The sequence below is a fragment of the Pseudomonas sp. LBUM1655 genome (assembly GCF_059716085.1).
Window position 1 is genome coordinate 2,700,462 of the sequence record NZ_CP166801.1, and the last position, 25,443, is coordinate 2,725,904.

Consider the following 25,443-nt stretch of genomic DNA (forward strand, 5'->3'; position numbering starts at 1 on the left):
CGCGGCCCTTGGTGAGTACGGCTTGTCCCCGCTTCCCATGTCAGACACCCAAGCCCCGATGTTTTAGTTTTTCCAGGCTGCGCGCCGCTTGCACGGACTGGCTGCTGCGCGCTCCTTTTTCCCGTATTTACAGCAGGTTACTCCATGCATTTCAGCGAACTGATGGCTGTTATTTCGACCCGTGCGATCCGCCTTCAACAGGAAGATGAAGACCTGGTCATTCTGGGTGACGACGCGCTGGATGACGCGTTGTGGGACAGCCTCGCTGCGCACAAGGCGCAACTGCTGGAACTGGTCGCCAGCTATGGGGGGGACTGGCTGAGCCCGGCGTTCCGGATCACGCCGGACATGCTGCCGCTGGTGACGCTGGATCAGGACAGCCTCGACCGCATCATCGCCACGGTGCCGGGCGGCGCGGCGAATCTGCAGGACATTTACCCGTTGGCGCCGTTGCAGGAGGGCATGCTGTACCTGCACCTGTCGGCACCCGCAGGCGATCCGTATGTGTCGCAAGCGCGATTCGCTTTCGACAACCGTGAACGACTGGATGCGTTCGCCCAAGCGCTGCAATGGATGATCGGACGCCATGACATCCTGCGTACTTCTTTCATCTGGGAGCGGCTGGACGAGCCGCTGCAAGTGGTTCAGCGCAAGGCTTCGCTGAGCTGTGAAGAGGACGAGTTGCAGGGCCGCGGTGATGTGCTGCAGCAGTTGCTGGATCGCTATGACCCGAAGTTCTTCCGCCTTGACGTGCAGCAGGCACCGCTGTTGCGGCTGGTGTTCGCGCAAGATCCGGCGAACGGGCGAGTGGTCGCGCTCCTGCTGTTTCACCACTTGATCATGGATCACATCGCACTGGACGTGGTGCGCCGCGAAGCGCAGGCGTATTTGCTCGGGCAGACCGCTCAGGTCGCCGCGCCCGTGCCTTACCGTGACCACTTGGCGCGGGCGCGTATGGGCGCCAGTGAACAGGCGCATGAGGCGTTTTTCCGCGAGATGCTTGCTGACATTGACGAGCCGACGCTGCCTTGCGGTTTGCAGGACGTTCAAGGCGACGGGCAGGCCATCGAGGAAACCTGGTTGATGCTCGACAGTGACTTGAGCCGAGCACTGCGTGCGCGTGCGCGGCAATTGGGCGTGAGCGTGGCAAGCCTGATGCACCTGGCGCTGGCGCGGGTGTTGGGCCAATTGTCCGGGCGTACGGCGGTGGTGTTCGGCACCGTGTTGCTCGGGCGGATGGAGGCGGGCGAGGGCGGTGAGCAGGCGTTGGGAATGTTCATCAATACGTTGCCGCTGCGGGTGGATGTCGGTGAGGAGAGTGTTCACGCCGCCGTGCTGAAGACCCACCGTCGCCTGACTGCGTTGCTCGCCCATGAGCAGGCCTCGCTGGCGCTGGCCCAACGTTGCAGTGCGGTGGCAGTGCCGACGCCGTTGTTCAGCGCAATCCTCAACTACCGTCACAGCGCCGTCGAAGAAGTCGCCGAGGTGATTGATATCGCGCCCGGCGTTCAGGTGTTGGGCGCCCGGGAACGCACCAACTACCCGTTGACCGTCAACATCGATGACCTCGGCGAGGATTTGCGCATTACCGCGCTGGCGGACGCCAGCCTCGGCGCCGAGCGTATTGCCCGTTACTTGCACACGGCGCTGGAAGGCTTGGTTGAAGCGTTGCAAGCCGATCCGCAAAAGTCGCTGCACAGCCTGAATATTTTGCCGGCCAAGGAACGTGAACAACTGCTGCACGGCATTAACGCGCCGCTGGCACAGTTCCCCGATACGCCACTGATCCATCAACAATTTGAAGCCCATGCGCAGGCCCGGCCGGACGCCACTGCGTTGATCTTCGGTGAACAAACCCTGAGCTATGGCGAACTGAATCGTCGCGCCAATCAGGTTGCACATCACTTGCTGGCGCTGGGCATTCGCGCGGACGACCGTGTCGCCATCTGCGTCGAGCGCGGCCCGCAAATGATCATCGGCTTGCTTGGCGTACTGAAGGCTGGCGCCGGTTATGTGCCGATCGATCCGGCGTATCCACTGGATCGAATCGCTTTCACGCTGCAGGACAGCGCGCCGGTCGCGGTGTTGATGCAAGCGGCGACGCGCGACCGCGTGGCGGATCTCGACGTGCCGACAGTTGATCTCGACAGCGCTCATTTACGCGCCGAATTCGCCACTGACCCGCAGATCCCGGAACTGACCCCGGCGCACTTGGCGTATGTGATCTACACCTCCGGATCCACCGGTTTGCCCAAAGGCGTGATGGTCGAACACCGCAACGTCTCGCGACTGTTTTCGTCCACTCATGACTGGTTTCAATTCAACCCGCAGGACATCTGGGCGCTGTTCCACTCTTTTGCCTTCGATTTCTCGGTATGGGAAATCTGGGGCGCGCTGAGTTTTGGTGGGCAGTTGCTGCTGGTGCCGCAAGCCGTCAGCCGTTCACCGGACGACTGCTATGCGCTGCTGTGCCGTACCGGCGTCACCGTGCTTAACCAGACGCCGAGCGCGTTCCGGCAAATGGTCGCCGCACAGGCCCGCAGCCCGTTGCAGCATTCCTTGCGAGAAGTGATTTTTGGTGGCGAGGCGCTGGAGCCGGGCCTGCTTAAACCGTGGTACGCGCGAGTTGGCAATGCCGGTACGCGGTTGGTGAACATGTACGGCATCACCGAAACCACGGTGCACGTGACCTACCGACCGCTGGTCGCGGCGGACGCGCAATTGATGGGCGTAAGCCCGATTGGTGTACGCATACCCGACCTGCAACTGTACGTGCTCGACGCGCAACGCGAACCGGTGCCGGTCGGTGTGACCGGCGAGTTGTACGTCGGCGGCGCCGGGGTTGCCCGTGGCTATCTCAACCGCCCGGACCTGACCGCCGAACGCTTTATTGCCGACCCGTTCAGCGGCCATGCCGAGGCGCGTTTGTACAAGACCGGCGATCTTGCTCGCTGGGCCGCAGACGGCAGTCTTCAATACCTGGGGCGTAACGACGACCAGGTGAAAGTCCGCGGTTTCCGAATCGAACTCGGCGAGATTGAAGCACGCCTGGCCGCTTGCGCAGGCGTGCGCGAAGCGGTGGTGATTGCACGTGAAGACAGCCCCGGCGAGCAGCGTCTGGTGGCGTACTGGCTGGCTGACGAGGGCGTTGAGCCCAGTGCTGCGCAGTTGCGCGATCACCTGCAGGCTTCGTTGGCCGAGTACATGGTGCCGAGCGCCTTCGTGCGCCTCGATGCCTATCCGCTGACCCCCAACGGCAAACTTGATCGCAAGGCCTTGCCGCCACCGGACAGCGATGCGTTCGCCCGGCGTGGTTTCGAGGCGCCGGTGGGTGAGGTGGAAGCGCTCATCGCTGGAATCTGGCAGATCCTGCTCGGCGTCGAACAGGTCGGCCGGCATGACAACTTCTTCGAACTCGGTGGTCATTCACTGCTGGCGGTGAAGCTGATCGAGCGTATGCGCCAACACGAAATGCATTGCGACGTGCGCGTGCTGTTCGGCCAGCCGAGCGTGGCGGCGCTGGCGGCGACCTTGAGCACAGCCAGTGTCAGCGTGGTGCCGGGCAATCTGATCGAGCCCGGTTGCACGCACATCACCCCCGACATGCTGCCGTTGGCCACACTGGATCAGATCGGCATCGACCGGGTCATCGCCAGTGTGCCCGGCGGCGTCGCCAATGTGCAGGACATCTATGGGCTGGCGCCGTTGCAGGCGGGGATTCTCTATCACCACCTGGCAACCAGCGCCGGCGATCCCTATGTGTTGCAGGCGCAATTCGCGTTTGACGGTCTGGCGCAGATCAAAACCTTTGTCCGCGCCTTGAATGAGGTGATTGGCCGTCACGATATTCTGCGCACCAGTGTGGTCTGGGAAGGGCTGGAAGAACCGGTACAGGTGGTGTGGCGCGAGGCACCGCTGGCGCTGGAACGGGTCGATTCCGACGAACTCGACGGCGAAGTACTGGAGCAAATGCAGGCACGCTTCGATCCGCGTATTGCGACAAAAACAGCACGCCTGAATCTCAACCAAGCACCGCTGATGCGCTTTGCCTATACCGAAGATCAGCCGCATAACCGGTGGATCGGGATACTTTTGCTGCATCACATCGTGCTCGACCACACGGCACTGGAGGTGCTGGTAGCGGAAGTGAACGACGTCATGCACGGCCGGACAATCGATGTACCGGCGCCGGTGCAATATCGTAATTACGTAGCGCAGGCGCGGCTTGGCGCAAGCGAAGCAGTCCATGAGGCGTTCTTTCGCGACATGCTCGGCGATATCGACGAACCGACCCTGGCGTTCGGTTTGCAGGACGTGCACGGCGACGGCAGCGATATTCTCGACAGTCATGCAGCTCTGGACGCCGGCCTCGGCGAGCGTCTGCGCGAGCAGTCGCGTCGGCTCGGCATCAGTATTGCGAGTCTGGTGCATCAGGCGTGGGCGCAGGTGTTGGCGAAAGTCTCCGGTCAGCAGGATGTGGTGTTCGGCACCGTGTTGCTGGGCCGGATGCAGGGCGGCGAGGGCGCCGACCGTGCGCTGGGCATGTTCATCAATACGTTGCCGCTGCGCGTCAGCGTGGCCGCCGCGTCGGTGCAGGACAGCGTGCGCGCCACTCATCAATGCCTGGCGCAATTGCTCGGGCACGAGCAGGCATCGTTGGCGCTGGCTCAGCGTTGCAGCGGCGTATCGGCTGCACTGCCGCTGTTCAGCACCTTGCTCAACTATCGTCACAGTGCGGCGGATTCGGCGGCGCTGGCGTGGCAGGGCATTGAGATTCTCAGCTCTCGCGAACGCAGCAACTACCCGTTGGTGGTCAGCGTCGACGACCTTGGTAACGCTTTCCGACTGAGCGTGCAGGCAGTGCCACAAGTGGATGGCGCGCAGGTATGCGATTACTTGCAAACGGCGTTGCACGGTCTGGTGACAGCGCTCGAACACACGCCTGACGCGCCGCTGCAGAAGCTGTCAATCTTGTCGCCGAGTGAGCGCCAACGGGTCTTGGTGGGCTTCAACATCACCGGCCGTGACTACCCGAGTGGGCAGCCCATCCAGCGTTTGTTCGAAGCGCAAGTTGCGGCGCACCCCGATGCATGGGCGGCGGTGCAGGGTGAGCAGCGCCTGAGCTATCGCGAACTGAACCAGCGTGCCAACCGCGTGGCGCACCACCTGATCGGCCTCGGTGTGCAACCGGATGATCGTGTCGCCGTTTGCTTGCGTCGCGGCCCGGACATGCTAGTGGCGCTGCTGGCGATTCTCAAGGCTGGCGCCTGTTATGTGCCGGTCGATCCGACCCATCCGCGCGAGCGTATCGCTTATCTGTTGCAGGACAGCGAGCCGGTGGCGGTGCTCGCCCAGCCTTCGACGCGCGATCTCCCGGGAAGCGTGCCGGTGATCGACCTGCACGGTGATGACTGGCAGCGCTTCCCGCAGACCAATCCTCAGTTGCCGGCACTGAATCCGGGGCATCTCGCCTATGTGATCTACACCTCCGGCTCCACCGGCCAGCCCAAAGGCGTGATGGTCGAACACCGTACTCTGGAAAACCTCGTGCACTGGCACGCTCAAGCCTTCGACCTGCACGCCGGTAGCCACACCGCGAGTGTCGCCGGCTTCGGTTTTGATGCGATGGCGTGGGAAGTCTGGCCGGCGTTGTGTGTCGGCGCGACCTTGCACCTGCCGCCCGAATCCATTGGCAATGAACACCTTGATGAACTGCTCGACTGGTGGCGTGCGCAGCCATTGCAGGTGAGTTTCCTGCCGACGCCGGTGGCCGACTATGCGTTCAGTCGCCATCTGGGGCATCCGACGTTGCGCACGCTGTTGATCGGCGGCGACAAGCTGCGGCAGTTCCCGCGTGATCAGTCCTTCGACGTGATCAATAACTACGGCCCGACCGAGGCCACGGTGGTGGCGACGTCGGGGCGGATCGAATGCGGGCAGGTGCTGCATATCGGGCGGCCGATTGCCAATGCCCGAGTCTATCTGCTGGACAGCCAGCAGCAGCCGGTGCCGGTGGGTGTGCAAGGTGAACTGTATGTCGGCGGCGCCGGTGTCGCACGGGGTTATCTGAATCGCCCGCAATTGACTGCCGCGCAGTTCCTTGACGATCCATTCAGTGACGAGCCGAACGCCCGGATGTACCGTACCGGCGACCAGGCACGCTGGCTGGCCGACGGCAACATCGAATACCTGGGCCGCAATGACGATCAGGTCAAACTGCGCGGCGTGCGTGTCGAACTCGGTGAAATCGAAGCCGCACTCAGTGCTCACAATGCGGTGCAGGATGTCGTGGTGCTGGTGCGCGACGGGCGGCTGGTCGCGTGGTTCACCGAACGCGAATCTGTCGAAATTGCCGGACTGCTTACCCATTTGCAGGCCCGATTGCCGGACGCCCTGATCCCTGCAGCCTATGTGCGTCTGGACGCTTTGCCGTTGACGGCCAACGGCAAACTCGATCGCAAGGCGCTGCCCGAACCCGATGAAAGTGCGTGGCTCAGCCGCGCCTATGAAGCACCGCAAGGCCCGGTGGAAACCGCGTTGGCGCAGATCTGGGCGACTGTACTCAAGGTTGATCAAGTCGGCCGTCACGACAACTTCTTTGAACTCGGTGGCCATTCGCTGTTGGCGGTGAGCCTGATCGAATGCATGCGCCAGATCGGCCTGAGCGCCGATGTGCGCGTGCTGTTCAACCAGCCGACCCTGGCGGCGCTGGCCGCAGCCGTGGGGCGCGGGCGCGAAATCGATGTACCGGCCAATCGCATCCCAGCCAATTGCACGTGCATCACCCCTGACATGCTGACCCTGACCGATCTGGATCAGGCCAGCATCGAACGCATCGTCGCCACTGTGCCCGGTGGTGCGGCCAATGTGCAGGAGATTTACCCGCTGGCACCGTTGCAGGAAGGCATTCTCTATCACCACATCAGCGCCGCAGACGGTGATCCTTACTTGCTGCAGTCACGTCTGGCATTCGCTGACATCGGGCATTTGCACGCCTTTGCCGAGGCGTTGCAAAGCGTGATCGCACGTCACGACATCCTGCGCACCAGCGTGGTTTGGGAAGGGCTGTCGAACCCGCAGCAAGTGGTCTGGCGTCAGGCGCCGATGAGCGTGCAAGCCGTTGCGCTGGAGCCAACCGGCGGTGACATCCTCGGGCAGTTGCACGGGCGATTCGATGCCCGCCACTTCCGTCTCGACCTTGGCCAGGCGCCACTGTTGCGTCTGGTGTATGCCCACGACCCGGCCCATGACCGAGTGGTGGGGATGTTGCTGTTTCACCATATCGCCCTCGATCACACGGCGCTGGAGGTAGTGCGCCACGAGATGCAGGCCAGTCTGCTGGGCAGCACCGAACCGCTGCCTGCCGCGGCACCGTATCGCAACTACGTGGCCCAGGCTCGCCATGGCGTCAGCGAGCACGAACACGAAAACTTCTTCCGCGAGATGCTCGGCGATATCGACGAACCGACCCTGCCATTCGGCTTGCGCGACGTACAGGGTGATGGCCGTGATATCGAGGAGCATGTGCTGGCGCTGCCGGCCGGGCTGAGCCAGCGTTTGCGTGTTCAGGCCCGGTTGTTCGGCGTCAGTGCGGCCAGCCTGTTCCATTTGGCCTGGGCGCAAGTACTGGCAGCGACAGCCGCTCAGCAACACGTTGTTTTCGGCACCGTGTTGCTGGGACGGATGCAAGCAGGTGAGGGCGCTGACCGGGCGCTTGGGGTGTTCATCAATACCTTGCCTTTGCGCATGGACATTGATGACCGCAGCGTCGGCGACGCGGTTCTGAGTTTGCACAAGCGGCTGGCCGCGCTGCTGGGGCATGAGCACGCGTCCCTCGCCCTGGCGCAACGTTGCAGTGGTGTGGCGGCACCGTTGCCGCTGTTCAGTTCGGTACTCAACTATCGACACAGCGTCGAGCGATCAGCGTCGGCACAGGCCTGGCAAGGCATCGAATTCCTCGCCCATGACGGGCGCACCAATTATCCGCTGACCCTCAGCGTCAATGACTTGGGCGAGGGGTTCAACCTGGCGGTCCTGACCCCGAGCCACGTCGGCGCGCAGCGGGTTTGCGATCTGATGCATACCGCTATCGCGTCGCTGGTGATGGCGCTGGAACACAACCCCGAACAGCCACTGAGTCGCCTTTCAGTCCTGCCCGCGTTTGAGCGCGATCGGGTGCTGCACGATTTCAACGCCAGTAGCGCCGATTACCCTGTCAGTCAGACCGTGCACGGATTGTTCGAAGCGCAGGTTCTGCGCACACCCCATGCGTTGGCTGTGCAGGCGGGTGAGCAGCGATTGAGCTTCTTGCAACTCAACCAACAGGCCAATCGCCTGGCGCATTACCTTGTCGGGATGGGTGTGGGGCCGGATACGCGAGTGGCGATCTGTCTCAAGCGCGGCCCGCAGATGCTGGTCGGGTTGTTGGCGATCCTCAAGGCCGGCGCTGCCTATGTGCCGATCGACCCGGCTTATCCGGCGGAGCGCATCACTTACCTGCTGAGCGACAGTGCGCCATTGGCGGTGCTGGTACTGGACACGCGGTTGCCGGGTGAGGTGACGGTGCCCTTGATCGATCTTGGCGAAGACCACTGGCAGGATTTATCGGCGGACAATCCCCGGATCAACGGCTTGACCACGCACAACCTCGCCTACGTGATCTACACCTCCGGCTCCACCGGCCAGCCCAAAGGCGTGATGGTCGAACACCGGACCCTGGAAAACCTCGTGCACTGGCACGCTCAAGCCTTCGACCTGCATACCGGCAGCCACACTTCGAGTGTCGCCGGCTTCGGTTTTGATGCGATGGCGTGGGAGGTTTGGCCGGCGTTGTGTGTCGGTGCGACCTTGCACCTGCCGCCCGAATCCATTGGCAATGAACACCTTGATGAACTGCTCGACTGGTGGCGGTCGCAGCCGTTACAGGTCAGTTTTTTGCCGACGCCGGTGGCCGAATATGCGTTCAGCCGCGAGTTGGGCCACCCGACCTTGCGCACGCTGTTGATTGGCGGCGACAAGTTGCGGCAGTTCCCGCGTGATCAGACCTTCGACGTGATCAATAACTACGGCCCGACCGAGGCCACGGTGGTGGCGACATCGGGGCGGATCGAATGCGGGCAGGTTCTGCCCATCGGGCGGCCGATTGCCAATGCCAGGGCCTATGTACTCGATGCGCAACAGCGTCCGGTGCCAGTTGGCGTCGCGGGTGAGTTGTACGTCGGTGGTGCGGGCGTCGCGCGGGGTTATCTGAACCGTGACGATTTGACTGCCGAGCGGTTCATCAACGACCCGTTCGGCCCCCAGGGTGCGCGTATGTACCGCACCGGAGACCTGGTGCGCTGGCTGGCCGACGGCAATATCGAATACCTGGGCCGCAACGACGATCAGGTCAAACTGCGCGGTGTACGGATCGAACCGGGCGAAATCGATGCGGCGCTCGCCAGCCATCCAGCGGTGCAGGAAGCGGTAACGCTGGTGCGCGACGGGCAATTGCTGGCCTGGTTTACCGAGCGCACGTCAGTCGCTATCGAGGACTTGCGCAAGCATCTGCAAAACCGCTTGCCACAAGCCTTGGTGCCGGCGGCCTACGTGCGACTGGACGCTTTGCCGCTGACCGCCAACGGCAAACTCGATCGCAAGGCTCTGCCCGAACCGGATCAAAGTGCATGGCTCAGCCGCGCCTATGAGGCACCGCAAGGCCCGGTGGAAACCGCGCTGGCGCGGATCTGGGCCGAGGTCTTGAAAGTCGAACAGGTTGGCCGCCACGACAACTTCTTTGAACTCGGTGGGCATTCGTTGCTGGCAGTGAGTGTTATCGAACGCATGCGCCAGATCGGCCTGAGCAGCGATGTGCGCGTGCTGTTCAACCAGCCGACCCTCGCGGCGTTGGCTGCTGCGGTGGGCAGTGGTCGCGAAATCGACGTACCGGCCAATCGCATTCCAGCCGATTGCACGCGCATCACCCCGGACATGCTGACCCTGACCGATCTGGATCAGGCCAGTATCGATCGGGTCGTCGCCACGGTGCCGGGTGGCGCGGCCAACGTGCAGGATATTTACCCGCTGGCGCCGTTGCAGGAAGGCATTCTTTACCACCACATCACTGCCGCCGAACGCGACCCGTACGTGCTGCAATCGCGAATGGCATTCGCCAGCGTCGAGCGCGTCGAGGCCTTCGCCAACGCGCTGCGGCAAATCATGCAGCGCCACGATATTTTGCGTACGGCCATCGTCTGGCAGGGCTTGGCCGCGCCGCTTCAGGTGGTGTGGCGTCATGCCGAGTTACTGGTGCAGGAGGTTGCGATCGAGCAACTGCTGGAACAGCGCCTGGATCTCAGTCAGGCGCCGTTGATTCGGCTGCTGTATGCCCGCGATCCGGCCAATGACCGCGTGGCGGGGCTGTTGTTGTTCCATCACATCGCCCTGGATCACACCGCGCTGGAAGTGGTGCGTCACGAGATGCAGGCGAGTCTGCTGGGGCTGACCGAGCCGTTACCGGCGGCGGTGCCGTATCGCAACTACGTGGCACAGGCCCGATTGGGCATCAGTGAACAGGAGCACGAGGCGTTTTTCCGCGACATGCTCGGTGACATCAATGAGCCGACCTTGCCGTTCGGTTTAAGTGAGGTGAACGGCTCGGCCAGTGCTTTTGAGGAAACCGCTCTGGCTTTGCCCGAGGCATTGGCGCAACGCTTGCGCAGTCAGGCGCGACAAGGGGGCATCAGCGTTGCAAGTCTGTTTCACCTGGCATGGGCGCAGGTACTGGCGGCCACCTCCGGGCAAGAACGCGTGGTCTTCGGCACCGTGCTGATGGGGCGGATGCAGGGTGGGGCGGGGGCCGATCGCGGGCTGGGGATGTTCATCAACACCTTGCCACTGCGCGTGGATGTCGGCGACCAACCGGTGCGTGTCGCGCTCAAGGCGACGCATGCGCGACTCACCGGACTGCTTGGACACGAGCACGCTTCGCTGGCTCTGGCCCAGCGTTGTAGCGGTGTCGCTGCGCCGGCGCCGCTGTTCAGCGCGATGCTCAACTATCGGCACAGCAACGCAACCCAAACGCAAGCGCACCCGGCCTGGCAGGGCATCGAGACGCTGGCGGGCGAAGAACGCACCAACTATCCGCTGAGCCTCAATGTCGACGATTTGGGCGCGGGTTTCAGAATCACTGCGATTACCTCGGTAGAGGTCAGCTCGCAACGGATCTGTGCTTACGTGCAAACGGCGTTGAGCGTGCTGGTGGAGGCACTGGAGCAGGCGCCGCAAAAACCGCTCAATCGCCTGTCGATCCTGCCCGATCAGGAGCGCCAGCGACTGCTGTTCGACTTTAACGCCACCACGGTTGACTACAACCTGGAGCAAACCCTGCACGGCATGTTCGAGGCGCAAGTGCTGCGAACCCCGCAAGCGCCAGCGGTGCAAGTCGGTGACCAGCGCTTGAGCTTCGAGCAATTGAACGAGCGCGCCAACCGCTTGGCCCATCACCTGCGCGATCTTGGCGTACAGCCGGATTCGCGGGTGGCGATCGGCGTCGAGCGCAGTGTGCAAATGGTCATTGGCTTGCTGGCGATTCTCAAGGCGGGTGGCGGGTATGTGCCACTCGATCCGGATTATCCACCGGAACGCATCGCTTACATGCTCGCCGACAGCGCTCCCGTGGTGCTGCTGGTGCAGAGCGCTACGGCCGGGTTGGCGGCTGAAGTGGCTGTGCCGGTGATCAATCTGGATCAGGAAACCTGGCAGGACTTGTCGGCGGACAATCCGCCAGTCGCCGGGCTGACCCCCAACCATCTGGCCTACGTGATCTACACCTCCGGTTCTACCGGCCAGCCCAAAGGTGTGGCCAACGAGCACTCGGCAGTGGTGAACCGCCTGCTGTGGATGCAGGACGCTTACGCGCTGACACCGGCGGACGCGGTGCTGCAAAAAACGCCGTTCAGCTTCGACGTGTCGGTCTGGGAGTTTTTCTGGCCGCTGATGACCGGTGCGCGGCTGGTGCTGGCCCGTCCCGGCGGACACAAGGAGCCGGCCTACCTGAGTGAAGTGATCGAAAGCGAGAACATCACCACCGTGCATTTCGTGCCATCGATGCTCGATGTGTTTCTCGCCCACGGCCAGACCGAGCGTTGCACAGGGCTGCGTCAGGTCATGTGCAGCGGCGAAGCGTTGCCCGGCAGTCTGGTGCGGCGTTTCAAACAACAATTGCCGGCCAGCGAACTGCACAACCTATACGGCCCGACCGAAGCGGCGGTGGATGTCACGGCCTGGCATTGCACCGGATCTTGCGAAGACATTCCAGACAACACGCCGATCGGCAAACCGATCGCCAATACCCGGATGTACATCCTCGATGCGTGGCAACAACCAGTGCCGCAAGGCGTGGTCGGCGAGTTGTACATCGGCGGTGTGCAAGTGGCGCGGGGGTATTTGAACCGTGCCGAGCTGAGCGCCGAACGGTTCCTCAACGATCCGTTCAGTGATCAGATGCACGCGCGGATGTACCGCACCGGCGACATTGCCCGCTACCGTGCCGACGGCAATATCGAGTACCTGGGGCGCAACGACGACCAGGTGAAAATCCGTGGGCTGCGCATCGAGCTTGGCGAGATTCAGGCAGGCCTGACACAGATCGGCGGCTTGCAGGAAGCGGTCGTGGTTGCTCGCGAAGATGTTCCAGGGGACAAACGCCTGGTGGCCTATTACACCGGCGCACGGCTGGACGTCGACATTCTGCGTGCGGCGTTGCTGCAGCATCTGCCGGACTACATGGTCCCGGCGATTTTCGTCCATCTCGACCGCTTGCCGCTCAGCCCCAACGGCAAACTTGATCGCAAGGCGTTGCCTGTAGCGAATCAGCACTCGGTGAGCAGCCGCGAATACGAAGCGCCGGTCGGTGAGCTGGAAATCATCCTGGCGCGGCTCTGGTGCGAGTTGCTCAACGTCGAGCGGGTAGGGCGTCACGACCATTTCTTCGAATTGGGTGGGCATTCGTTGCTGGCGGTGAGTCTGGTCGGACGCCTGCAACAGGAAGGCATGGAAGCTGACGTCAGGGCGTTGTTTGAACACCCGACCCTGGCCGGTTACGCGGCAATCACGGAAAGAATGGAGATCGTCCTGTGAACGTGAACGAACTGTTGGTGACGTTGAAGGAAAAAGACATCCAGTTGGCGGTCACCGATGACCAGTTACGGGTCAACGGCAACAAACAGGCGTTGAGCGAGCCGGCCCTGCTGGCGTTGCTGCGCGAGCACAAGCCGGCGCTGATCGAATTGATCAAGGCCGGGACGTACTCGGCAGCGAGAGCGGGGCAAGTCGAGGTGCCGGTCAATGGCATCGTCCCAGGCACCACGCGAATCACGTCGGCGATGCTGACGCTCGCCGAGTTGAGTCAGGACCGTCTCGATCAATTGGTCGACACCGTCCCCGGTGGCGCCGCCAATGTGCAGGACATCTATCCGCTGACACCGTTGCAGGAAGGCATCCTCTACCACCATGTCAGTGCCACCCATGGCGATCCGTACGTCATGCAGGCGCATTTTGCGTTCAGCGGGCGCGAGCGCTTGCAGGCGTTCGTCCAGGCCTTGCAGACCGTGATCGACCGTCACGACATTTTGCGCACGGCGGTGTTCTGGGAGGGCCTGGATACGCCGTTGCAAGTGGTCTTGAGAACCGCCGAGCTGCCGCTGGAAGAGGTGCCGTTGGAAGTGGCCGACGGTGACGTGCTGACGCAGTTGCACAAGCGTTTCGACGCCCGGCATTTTCGCCTCGATGTCACCCGTGCGCCGCTGTTGCGTCTGGTCCACGCGTGGGATCCGCGCGAGGAGCGCATCGTCGCCATGTTGCTGTTTCATCACATGGCGATGGACCATTCCGCGCTCGCGGTGGTCAGCGAAGAGCTGCAAGCCTGTCTGTCCGGATTCGCTGCTCGATTGGGGCCGCCCGTGCCGTTTCGCAACTACGTGGCACACGCTCGATTGGGGATCAGCGAGCAGGAACATGAAGCCTTTTTCCGCGACATGCTCGGTGACATTGACGAGCCGACATTGCCGTTTGGTTTGCAAGGCGTCCACGGTGACGGCAGCGATATCGAGGAGCTCAGTCTGGCGATTGATCCGCTACTCGGTCAGCGTTTGCGGGCACAGGCACGGTTGCTGGGGGTGAGTGTCGCGAGCCTGTTTCATCTCGGTTGGGCGCAGGTCTTGAGCGCGCTGACCGGTAAATCGAATGTGGTATTTGGCACCGTGCTGATGGGGCGGATGCAAGGCGCTGAATCCACCGACCGCGCCTTGGGGATTTTCATCAACACGTTGCCGTTGCGGGTCGATGCAGGGGCGCAAGCGGCGGGCGAGGCAGTGAAGGCCACCCATGCGCGCCTGACCACCCTGATGCGCCACGAACACGCGCCGCTGGCGCTGGCCCAGCGTTGCAGTGGCGTGGTGGCGTCTTCGCCGTTGTTCAGCACGCTGCTCAATTACCGGCACAGCGCGTCGAGTGCCAATGCCAGCGCCGAGGCGCTCGCAGCCTGGGAGGGCATCAGCGTTTTGCGTTCGGAAGAACGTACCAACTACCCGCTGACCCTGAGCATCGACGATTTTGCTGACCGCTTCAGCCTGACGTTACTCGCCAGTACCGAGGTCGACCCCCACCGAATCTGCACCTACATGCTGTGCGCGGTGGAAAATCTGCTGCTGGCCCTGGAGCGCGCATCAGACACCCCGTTGAATCAATTGCCGGTGTTGCCGCCGGCCGAGCGCGAGCAGGTTGTGTCGGGGTTCAACGCCACTCACGTCGAGTACCCGCCGGCGCAGCCCCTTCATCATCGTTTTGAGGCTCAGGTTGTCGCCCGGCCCGACGCGTTGGCGGCGGTGTATCTGGGTGAGCCATTGACGTTCGCCGAGTTGAACCATAAGGCCAACGCCCTGGCCCACTATCTGATCGGGCTGGGCGTGAAACCCGACGATCGGGTGGCGATTGTCGCCCGACGCGGCCTGCAAACCCTGGTCGGATTGCTGGCGATTCTCAAGGCCGGGGCCGCTTACGTACCGGTGGACCCGGCGCACCCCGCCGAGCGCTTGAGCTACCTGCTCAGCGACAGTGCGCCGGTGGCTGTGCTGACATCCAGTGATCTTGCGCAACGCCTGCCCGTTCTGGACGTGCCGGTGATCGATCTTGACCCATGCACCTGGCCGCTGGGCACTACCCACAATCCCCAGGTGCCCGGCCTGAATCCCTCGCATCTGGCCTATGTGATTTACACCTCCGGCTCCACCGGACTGCCCAAAGGGGTGATGGTCGAGCACCACACGCTGTGCAATCTGGTTGACTGGCACTGTGCGGCCTTCGATTTATGCGCCGGTCGCCACACCTCAAGTCTGGCCGGGTTCGGTTTCGATGCCATGGCATGGGAAATCTGGCCGGCGCTGTGTGCAGGCGCGACCTTGCATATCGCGCCGGCTCACGAGGGCAGTGAAGACATTGATGCCTTGCTCGCCTGGTGGCGTGCGCAGCCGTTGGACGTGAGTTTTCTGCCGACGCCGGTTGCCGAGTACGCCTTCAGCCAGAACCTGGAACATCCGACCCTGCGCACGCTGCTGATCGGTGGCGACCGGTTGCGGCAGTTTTCGCGCAATCAGCACTTCGACGTGATCAACAACTACGGCCCGACCGAGACCACCGTGGTGGCAACGTCCGGGCGCATCGAGGCTGGCGATGGGTTGCACATCGGTAAACCGGTGAGCAATGCGACGGTGTATCTGCTCGATGCTCAACAGCGTCCGGTACCGATTGGTGTGACGGGAGAGTTGTATGTCGGCGGCAGCGGTGTTGCCCGCGGCTATCTGAATCGGCCGGACCTGAGCGCCGAACGCTTCCTGCGCGATCCATTCAGCCGCGTACCTCAAGCGCGGATGTACCGAACTGGCGACCTGGCACGCTGGCGGGTCGACGGCACCCTCGAATACCTGGGGCGCAACGATGATCAAGTGAAGATCCGTGGCGTGCGCATCGAGTTGGGGGAAATCGAGAACCGCCTCAACCAACTCCCCGGCATTCAGGAGGCGGTGTTGCTGGCTCGCGAGGATGAACCGGGGCAGACACGACTGGTGGCGTATTTCACCGAGCAGGCGCAGGTTCAGCCATTGGCCGTGGCTGAACTGCGCGCGCAGCTTCTGACGCAGTTGCCCGAGTACATGGTGCCGTCAGCCTTCGTGAAACTTGATGCGCTGCCGCTGACCGCCAACGGCAAACTCGACCGCAAGGCCTTGCCCAAACCTGAGCGCTCGGCGCTGTTCACCCGGGCATACGAGGCGCCGCTGGGTGAAGTGGAAACCACGTTGGCGCAGATCTGGGCCGAGGTGCTGCAGGTTGAACGGGTCGGGCGTCGGGATCACTTTTTCGAGTCGGGAGGCCATTCGTTGCTGGCCATGCGCATGGTCGCGCAAGTACGACAGCGCCTGGGCGTCGAGCTTGCGCTAGGCGAGTTGTTCGCCAATGCCGAACTGGCGGCGGTGGCGCAAGCGTTGACCCAGGCTGGGCGCTGTACACAGCCGCCGATTCTGGCCGTGCCGCGCGAAGGGGCGCTGCCGCTGTCATTTTCCCAGCAGCGATTCTGGTTTCTGGCGCAGATGGAAGGTGCCAACACGGCGTACAACATCCCGATCGGCCTGCGCTTGCGAGGCGTGCTTGACGACAATGCGCTGCAACGGGCGCTGGCCCGCATCGTCGCGCGCCACGAGACCCTGCGCAGTCGTTTTGCCCCGTTCAACGGCGACGCACAGGTGCGGATTACACCGGTGGACAGCGGTTTGCTGTTGCGCGTCGAGGATTTGCGTCTGCACCCGGCGGCTGACGAGGCTTTGCTCGCGCTGATTCAGGGCGAGGCATCGGGGCCGTTCGATCTGGAGGGCGATCCATTGATTCGCGGACGGCTGGTGCGGTTGGCGGACGATCACCATGTGCTGTTGATTACTCTGCACCACATCATCTCGGACGGCTGGTCGATGGGCGTGCTGACCCGCGAACTGATGGCGCTGTATCAGGCGTTCAGGCATGGCGAGGACGATCCGTTGCCGCCGCTGGCGTTGCAGTACACCGACTACGCGCTGTGGCAACGCCGCTGGTTGAGCGGCGACGTATTGCAGCGCCAGAGTGAATACTGGCAACGCACGCTGGCCGACGCGCCGGCCTTGCTCACGCTGCCCACCGACCGTCCGCGCCCGGCGCAACAGGACTATGCCGGCAGCAGCGTCGAGGTGCGCCTGGACGAGCGCTTGAGCGCTGCGCTCAAAGCCTTGAGTCAGCGTCATGGCGTGACCTTTTACATGACGGTGATGAGTGCCTGGGCGATGGTGCTCAGTCGCTTGTCCGGGCAGGCTGATGTGGTGATTGGCTCACCGGTGGCCAACCGCTCGCGAGCCGAAATCGAAGGTTTGATCGGCCTGTTCGTCAACACCCTCGCATTGCGCATCGATACCTCGGGAGCGCTGAGCGTCGAAGCGTTGCTGTCGCGGGTCAAGGCGCTGACGCTGCAAGCCCAGGCGCATCAGGATCTGCCGTTCGAACAAGTGGTGGAAATCACCCGGCCGGTGCGCAGTCTGGCGCACAGCCCGCTGTTCCAGACCATGCTCAACTGGCGTAACAGCGATGGCCCGGCGCTGGCCTTGGGTGAGCTCACGCTGGAGGCCGTCGCGGAGCCAAGCCACTTCGCCAAGTTCGACCTGACGCTGACCCTGGGCGACGCGCAGGGCGTTATCGGCGGCTGGCTGGAGTACGCCACGGCACTGTTCGATGAAGCAACGGCGCAGCGGTTTGTCGGTTACTTCCAGCAGTTGCTGCAGGCGATGGTCAGCAATGATCAAGCGGTGCTGGAACACGTGCCACTTGTCGATGACGAGGAACGCCAGCGATTGCTGGTCGACTTCAACGCCACTGAACGGGAGTATCCGCAAACCTTGACCGTTCACCGCGTGTTTGAACAGCACGCGGCGGCGCGGGGCGAAGCCGTTGCGGCGGTGCATGGCGCGCAAGCGTTGAGTTACGCCGAGTTGAACCGCAAGGCCAACCAACTGGCCCATTACTTGATGGCTCAGGGCGTAAGTCCCGGCGACCCTGTGGCGATTCTGTTGCCGCGCTCGCTGGATCTGTTGATCGCGCAACTGGCGATCATCAAATGCGCGGCGGCGTACCTGCCGCTGGACATCAACGCGCCTGCCGACCGTCAGGCGTTCATGGTTCAGGACTGTCAGGCGGCGGCCTTGCTGACGGCGACCGGTGCCGTATTCGATGACCCGGTGCTCCGGATTGATCTGGATGCCCTGGCACTCGACGGGCAACCGTCGCACAACCCGCAACTGCCGCAGTCGGCAGAGTCTTTGGCGTACATCATGTACACCTCCGGCTCAACCGGTACACCGAAGGGCGTGATGGTGCCACACAGGGCGATCACCCGGCTGGTGATCAATAACGGCTACGCCGATTTCAATCCGCTTGATCGGGTGGCCTTCGCTTCCAACCCGGCATTCGATGCCAGCACGATGGATGTCTGGGGGGCGCTGCTCAACGGTGCTCAGGTTGCAGTGATCGACCCTGCCACCTTGCTCGACCCGCAGGCGTTCGGGCACGAGTTGCGCCGCTGCGGGGTGACCATCCTGTTTGTCACCACCGCGCTGTTCAACCAGTACGTGCAACTGATTCCCGAGGCACTCAAAGGTCTGCGAATCCTGCTGTGCGGTGGTGAACGGGGTGATCCGGCGGCGTTTCGCGCTTTGTTGGCGCAGGCGCCGGATCTGCGTCTGGTGCACTGCTACGGCCCGACGGAAACCACGACCTACGCCACTACTTTTGAAGTGCGCTCTGTTGCGAACGATGCCGACAGCGTGTCGATCGGTGGCCCGATTTCCAACACCCGTGCGTATGTGCTCGATGCCCATCAGCAACCGGTGCCGTTTGGTGTAATCGGTGAGCTGTATATCGGCGGGCAGGGCGTTGCGTTGGGTTACTTGAATCGACCTGAACTGACTGCCGAGAAATTCCTCCGCGATCCGTTCAGCGCCAAGCCTGAGGCAATGATGTACCGCACCGGAGATCTGGTGCGCTGGTTGGCGCCGGGGCAACTGGAGTGCATCGGGCGCAACGACGATCAGGTGAAGATTCGCGGCTTCCGCATCGAGTTGGGTGAAATCGAAAACCGCCTGTTGAGCTGTCCGGGCGTCAAGGAAGCGGTGGTACTGGCCCGGCGCGACGGACAGGAACCGATTCGCCTGGTGGCCTATTACACGGCGCATGATGCCAGTCTGCAAAGCGCCACCCTGCGTGCGCTGCTGCAAGCACGCCTGCCGGAGTACATGGTGCCTGCGGCCTGGGTGCGCCTCGACACGCTGCCGCTGAACAACAATGGCAAGGTCGATCGCAAGGCGTTGCCGGAGCCGACACCGCAAGCCTTGCTCAGTCGCGTTTACGAACCGCCGACCAATCCCGTGGAGGCGAATCTTGCACGGCTTTGGGCTGAGGTGTTGCAGGTCGAGCGCGTCGGCCGCCACGACAACTTCTTTGAACTGGGCGGGCATTCATTGTTGGCGGTGCGTCTGGTCAGCCTGCTGCAACAGAACAACCAGACGATCACTCTGGCCGAACTGTTCCAGCATCCGACTGTGGAGTCTGCGGCAACGCTGCTCAGCTCGCGCACCGGTGTTGCCGAGCCGCAAAACGGTCTGGTCGTGGTGCGTGCCGGCCGTCATGGCACACCGTTGTTCCTGGTGCATGAATTCAGCGGCCGGGACGTGTATTTCCCGGCGCTGGGCACGCACATCGCCGGTGAGTTCCCCATCTATGGCTTGCCGGGCATCGACCTCGGGCAACCCCAATTACGCACGATGGAATGCCTCGCGGCGCGACTGGTCGGGATTATCCGTGCGCAGCAGCCTAGTGGGCCGTATCGGTTGGCCGGCTGGTCGTTCGGTGGCGTATTGGCGTATGAAATTGCCCTGCAGTTGCTCGGCATGGATGAGTGGGTGGAATTCCTCGGCTTGATCGATACCTATGTGCCGCGTCTGGCCGACCCGGATAAGGCACGCTGGAACGATGCCCATGTGCACAAGCGCCAATTGTTGCTGCACTGTACGGCGCATTGGGCCGGGCAGGGTGCCGAGGGGCAGCAAGCCCTGGCTCGCCTGGCCCTGCTGCAGACCGAGCTGGAGCCGATGGCGTTCGGAGAGCTGTTCGAGCGCTGCCGGGAACAACAATTGTTGCGTCCGGAACTGGCGGCGATCGCTTCGACGGACGCCTGGCACTACCTCGACCGGGAAGTGGCCCACGGGCATGCGCTGGCGCACTACCGGATTGCTCCGATTCCGCTACCACTGCATTTACTGCGCGCTCAGGAGCGCTCGGCGCAAATGTCACTGTTCAGCCCGACGCGGGGTTGGGCCGAAGAGCTGCCTGCGGGTTTGCTGCATTGCATCGACGTACCCGGGGATCACCAGAGCATGATGAAGGCGCCGCATATCGGTGCCCTGGGACAAGCGCTGGGTCAGGCACTGGACGGGGCGAAGGTTCCTGCGCCCGTCACTTATCAGCCGTTGTTGACGGTGCAGACCGGCCACCCCGGGCATGCACCGATCTTTTGCGTACCCGGCGCGGGTGACAGCGTCACCGGGTTTATCCACCTGACCGAGGCGCTCGGGCCGGAGTGGCCGATTCACGGTCTGCAACCGCGCGGTCTCGACGGCGCCACGGTGCCGCACAGTCAGGTCGAGGCCGCCGCCAGGTTTTATCTGCAAGCCATCGAGCAACTCTACCCGCAAGGTCCGGTGCACCTGATCGGCCATTCATTCGGTGGTTGGGTCGCCCACGCCATGGCCGCGCAATTGCAGGATGCCGGGCGCAAGGTCGCCTCGTTGACCCTGATCGACAGCGAAGCACCCGGGGGTAAAGGTGTGGTGGGTAAACCGTACACGACCACTGCTGCGCTACAGCGCTTGATCGAGGCGTTGCAGCTGTCTTCCGGTAAATCGCTGGGTATCGATGCGAAGGCGTTTGCCGAGGCTGACGACGCTTTGCAAATGCGCCTGTTGCACCAAGGCATGGTGCGTGCCGGCGTACTGTCCGCACGCTCATCCGAACAGGCGATGCATGGCCCGGTGCGCACCTTTGCCACTGCGCTGCGCACTGTTTACCAGCCACGCCAGGCTTACACCGGCCTGGTGCGGCTGGCGCTGGTCGACGACCCGACGCTGGACGCGGCGGGCAATCAGCGCGAGCAAGCGGCGATGGTCGAAGGCTGGCAGCGCCAAGTGACGGATCTGGCGGTGTGGTACGGGCCGGGCAACCACTTCACGATTCTCAAAGCGCCCAACGCCTTCAGTCTTGCGGCGTGGTGGCATGACGGCTTGTCGGTGCCGGTTAACGAAGTGCTGTCCTGAGTGTTGTTTATCTACCAGAGCCCGGCCGCTGGCCGGGTTCAATCCTGAACGGACTTGTGGTCATTTATGGAAAATTCGAAGTTGCGCAAAGTCGGTATGGGATTGGCGTTGGTGGCGCTGGCCGGGTTGGTGTTCTATGCGGTAAAGGCGCCGGCCGAGGCGCCGCAGTACCTGACTGCCACGGTTGAACGCAGTGATATCGAAAATGCGGTGCTGGCCACCGGGTTGCTCGAAGGTATCAAGCAGGTGGACGTCGGTGCGCAAGTGTCCGGCCAGTTGAAGTCGCTCAAGGTCAAGGTGGGCGACAAGGTGAAAAAGGGCCAGTGGCTGGCAGAAATCGATCCGCTGGTGTTGCAGAACACCCTGCGTCAGGCCCAGGTCGATGAGGAAAACCTGCAAGCGCAAAAACGCGCCACGCAGGCCCAACTCAGGCAGACCAAGGCGATTTACGAACGCTACAAGAACTTGCAGGACGACGCATCGATCTCGCGCCAGGACTTCGAAACCGCGCAGTCTGACTACGAAGTGCAGCAGGCCAATCTGATGTCACTGGACGCGCAGATCAAGAGTGCGCACATCCAGATCGACACCGCCAAGGTCAACCTGGCCTACACACGAATCGTCGCGCCGATCGATGGCGACGTGGTCGGCATCGTTACTCAAGAAGGCCAGACCGTTATCGCAAACCAGTTGGCGCCGATCCTGCTGAAATTGGCGGATCTGGACACCATGACCGTCAAGGCGCAGGTTTCCGAGGCCGACGTGATTCATATCATGCCGGGGCAGGAGGTGTATTTCACCATTCTCGGCGAGGACAAACGCTATTACGGCAAGCTGCGCGGCACTGAACCGGCACCGCAGAACTTTCTCGAAACGCCGCCCGCCGGCACGCCAAAACAGAACACGGCGGTGTTCTATAACGCACTGTTCGAGGTGCCCAACCCGGATCATCGCTTGCGCATCTCGATGACCGCGCAGGTGCGGGTGGTGCTGGATACCGCCAAATCCGTGTTGACCATTCCGGTAGCAGCGCTGGGGCCGCGCAACAGCGACGGCAGTTTTCCAGTGCGCGTGCTGGACGCCAAGGGCCAGGCACAGGCGCGCAATGTGCAGACCGGGATCAACAACAACGTCAAGGTGCAGGTCAATGATGGTCTGGCCGAGGGCGACCGCGTGGTGATCGGAGATCCGGTGTCGACCGTGGCGGGGTCCTGACGATGAACGAGCCCTTGCTGCAACTCAGCGGGATTACCCGCAGCTTTACCGCCGGCGACCGTGAGTTTCTCGCGTTGAAGGACATCAGCCTGACGATCCATGCCGGAGAGATGGTCGCGATCATTGGCGCCTCCGGCTCCGGTAAGTCGACGTTGATGAACATTCTTGGCTGCCTCGATTACGCCACCGCCGGCAGTTACAGGATCAACGGTCAGGAAACCCGTGACCTCGATAACGAGGCCCTGGCGGCATTGCGTCGCGACTACTTCGGCTTCATCTTCCAGCGCTATCACCTGCTGCCGCACCTGAGTGCCATGCATAACGTCGAGATGCCCGCGATCTACGCGGGCATCCCGGAGCTGCAACGTCATGCCCGCGCTCGGGAATTGTTGGCGCGATTGGGTCTGCAAGGGCACCTGAGCCACCGACCGAGTCAGCTGTCCGGCGGGCAGCAGCAGCGGGTGAGTATCGCTCGGGCCTTGATGAACGGCGGTGATGTGATCCTTGCCGATGAGCCAACGGGGGCTCTCGATACCACCAGCGGCAAAGAGGTCATGCGCATTCTGCTGGAATTGCACGCTGCCGGGCATACGGTGATCCTGGTGACCCACGACCCGAAAGTCGCGGCCAACGCCGAGCGCATCATCGAGGTCAGTGACGGTGAGATCCTCAGCGACCGACGCAACGAGCGCGACACGGCGCAGCTGTCAGGCGACGAAGCGGTCCCTGCCAAATCCACCGCTGGACGACGCCTGGTCGCCAGCCTCGGTTTGTTCAAGGAAGCGTTCAGCATGGCCTGGGTCGCGCTGGTTTCGCACCGCATGCGCACCTTGCTGACCATGCTTGGCATCGTAATCGGCATTACGTCGGTGGTGTCGATCTCGGCAATCGGCGAGGGTGCCAAACGTTACGTGTTGAAGGACATTCAGGCGATCGGCAGTAACACCATCGATATCTATTCCGGCACCAGTTTTGGCGACAGCCGCTCGACGGCCATCGAAACCCTGGTGCCCGCTGACGTTGCCGCCCTCAATCAGCTGTATTACGTCGACAGCGCCACGCCGGTGGTCGGCCGAAACCTGCTGCTGCGTTATCGCAATATCGATCTGGATGCGCAGGTCAATGGTGTCGGCGACCTGTACTTTCAGGTACGCGGTATCAAGATGGAGGCCGGTATCCCGTTCAGTGAAAGCGACGCCCGGCGCCAGGCACAGGTGGCGGTGATCGATCACAAAACCCGGCTTCGGCTGTTCGGCGAACATGTCGACCCGTTGGGACAAGTGATCCTGATCGGCAACTTGCCTTGTACGGTGATCGGTGTGGCCGCCGAGAACAAAAACCTGTTCGCTGCGAGCAAGTCGCTCAACGTCTGGGTGCCGTACGAAACTGCTGCCGGGCGCCTGTTGGGCCAGCGCTACCTGGACAGCATCAGCGTGCGGCTCAAGGACGGCCAACCCAGCAACGTGGTGGATGAACACGTCAACAAACTGATGCTGCAACGCCACGGCACCAAGGATTTCTTCACCAATAACCTCGACAGCATCATGCAGACCGTGCAGAAAACCAGTCGCTCGCTGGCGTTGCTGCTGTCGTTGATTGCGGTGATTTCGCTGGTGGTCGGCGGTATCGGGGTAATGAACATCATGCTGGTGTCCGTGACCGAGCGTACTCGCGAGATCGGGATTCGCATGGCGGTCGGCGCCCGGCAATCGGATATTCGTCAGCAGTTTCTGGTGGAGGCGGTGATGGTCTGTCTGTTGGGCGGGGCGATCGGGATTTCGCTGTCCTACGCCATCGGCCATCTGTTTTCAGTGTTTATCAAAGAGTGGGAGATGGTGTTCTCGCTGGCTTCGGTGCTGACAGCGGTGGTTTGCTCGACGCTGATCGGCATCGTGTTTGGATTCGTGCCGGCACGGAATGCTTCGCGGCTTGATCCGATCGAGGCGTTGGCCCGCGACTGATGGTACTCACCGAATTCCTGTAGGCGCAGCCTTCGGCAGCTCCTACAGGTGGGATTTTTGTCAGGCCGCCGTGGAAGCCGAAGTTTCCTGCGGCGAATACATCCAGCGCATCAACGAATGCCGCCCGCTGATCCCCAACTTGATCGCCGCGCGCTTGAGATAGCTCTCTACCGTGTTGACCTTCAACTGCAATTGCTCGGCCAGCTCCGGCGCAGTACGTCCTGCAAGCAGGCCGATGCACACTTCGGTTTCACGATTGGACAGACTCAACCCCAATTGCTGCAAGCGTTCATTGAAGCGCGCCCGCAGGGTTTCCAGTCCCGTGCCCTCGGCAGCTTCGCCCGGGTTTTCTGCACAAGGGTTGGCTGGCTGGAGTGCATCGATGTGCTTTTCCACCATCGGCAACAGAACCGGGGAGATGTCCTGCAACAGGCTGCGCTCCTGCGCGGAGAAGCGTTGCGACTGGCCGTTGCGGTATACCGAAATCACGTAGCGGTAACCGTCCTTGCGCCGGGTCAGGTGCAGTTGCGAAGCCTCGGCGGCGGTCGATGATTCTGGATTAGGCAAATCGTCGACCGCCGCGACACTGTGGTCGAAAAATACCGTTTCGGCCAACAACGCTGGCTCTTTCATGGGTTCCGGTTCACTGCGGGTCGCGGTGCGGCCCACCGGTTCAACACGCATCTGGCGGATGTGCGTGGCATCGACTGCCAGTTGAGTGAGGATCAGGTCATGCAGCATGCGCGGGAAATGACGGCTGCCGGTGCTGGCGATGACTTTGCCGATGTGAGGGAACAGGTATGAATTCATTTACATCATCCATGAGTTTGCGGGGGCTAACACTCCTGCGG

Annotated in this window: 5 protein-coding genes; 4 read left to right on the plus strand and 1 reads right to left on the minus strand. The window is 62.5% G+C overall.

Going from position 1 to position 25,443, the window contains the following annotated elements:
• The first annotated feature begins 144 nt into the window (after positions 1-144).
• The 4 genes from ACA074_RS12175 (at position 145) to ACA074_RS12190 (ending at position 24,592) form a co-directional block, all read left to right on the plus strand.
• Entirely contained in the window at positions 145-13,119 is a 12,975-nt protein-coding gene (locus ACA074_RS12175) for an amino acid adenylation domain-containing protein (protein ID WP_497679097.1), read from the plus strand.
• Complete coding sequence (locus ACA074_RS12180; protein WP_497679098.1) at positions 13,116-21,416, plus strand: amino acid adenylation domain-containing protein; 8,301 nt, start codon at positions 13,116-13,118, stop codon at positions 21,414-21,416. The genes ACA074_RS12175 and ACA074_RS12180 overlap by 4 nt, the downstream gene beginning before the upstream one ends.
• Before the next feature lie 66 nt (positions 21,417-21,482).
• Entirely contained in the window at positions 21,483-22,631 is a 1,149-nt protein-coding gene (macA, locus tag ACA074_RS12185) for a macrolide transporter subunit MacA (RefSeq protein ID WP_497679099.1), read from the plus strand.
• Positions 22,632-22,633: 2 nt separating this feature from the next.
• Positions 22,634-24,592 carry a MacB family efflux pump subunit gene (locus ACA074_RS12190; protein WP_497617830.1) on the plus strand — a complete coding sequence of 653 codons (1,959 nt, stop codon included), beginning with the start codon at positions 22,634-22,636 and terminating at the stop codon, positions 24,590-24,592.
• Positions 24,593-24,652: 60 nt separating this feature from the next.
• Here the strand turns inward: ACA074_RS12190 and ACA074_RS12195 are convergent, their stop codons facing one another.
• Positions 24,653-25,402 (minus strand): helix-turn-helix transcriptional regulator, encoded by a 750-nt coding sequence (locus ACA074_RS12195; protein WP_497679100.1) that lies wholly within the window; start codon positions 25,400-25,402, stop codon positions 24,653-24,655.
• Positions 25,403-25,443 lie beyond the last annotated feature (41 nt).

What these genes read in the sequence shown, in the direction of transcription:
- macA (WP_497679099.1), top strand. Translation starts at nt 21,483, where the DNA reads ATGGAAAATTCGAAGTTGCGCAAAGTCGGTATGGGATTGGCGTTGGTG.
- ACA074_RS12195 (WP_497679100.1), bottom strand. Translation starts at nt 25,402, where the DNA reads ATGAATTCATACCTGTTCCCTCACATCGGCAAAGTCATCGCCAGCACC.
- ACA074_RS12190 (WP_497617830.1), top strand. Translation starts at nt 22,634, where the DNA reads ATGAACGAGCCCTTGCTGCAACTCAGCGGGATTACCCGCAGCTTTACC.
- ACA074_RS12175 (WP_497679097.1), top strand. Translation starts at nt 145, where the DNA reads ATGCATTTCAGCGAACTGATGGCTGTTATTTCGACCCGTGCGATCCGC.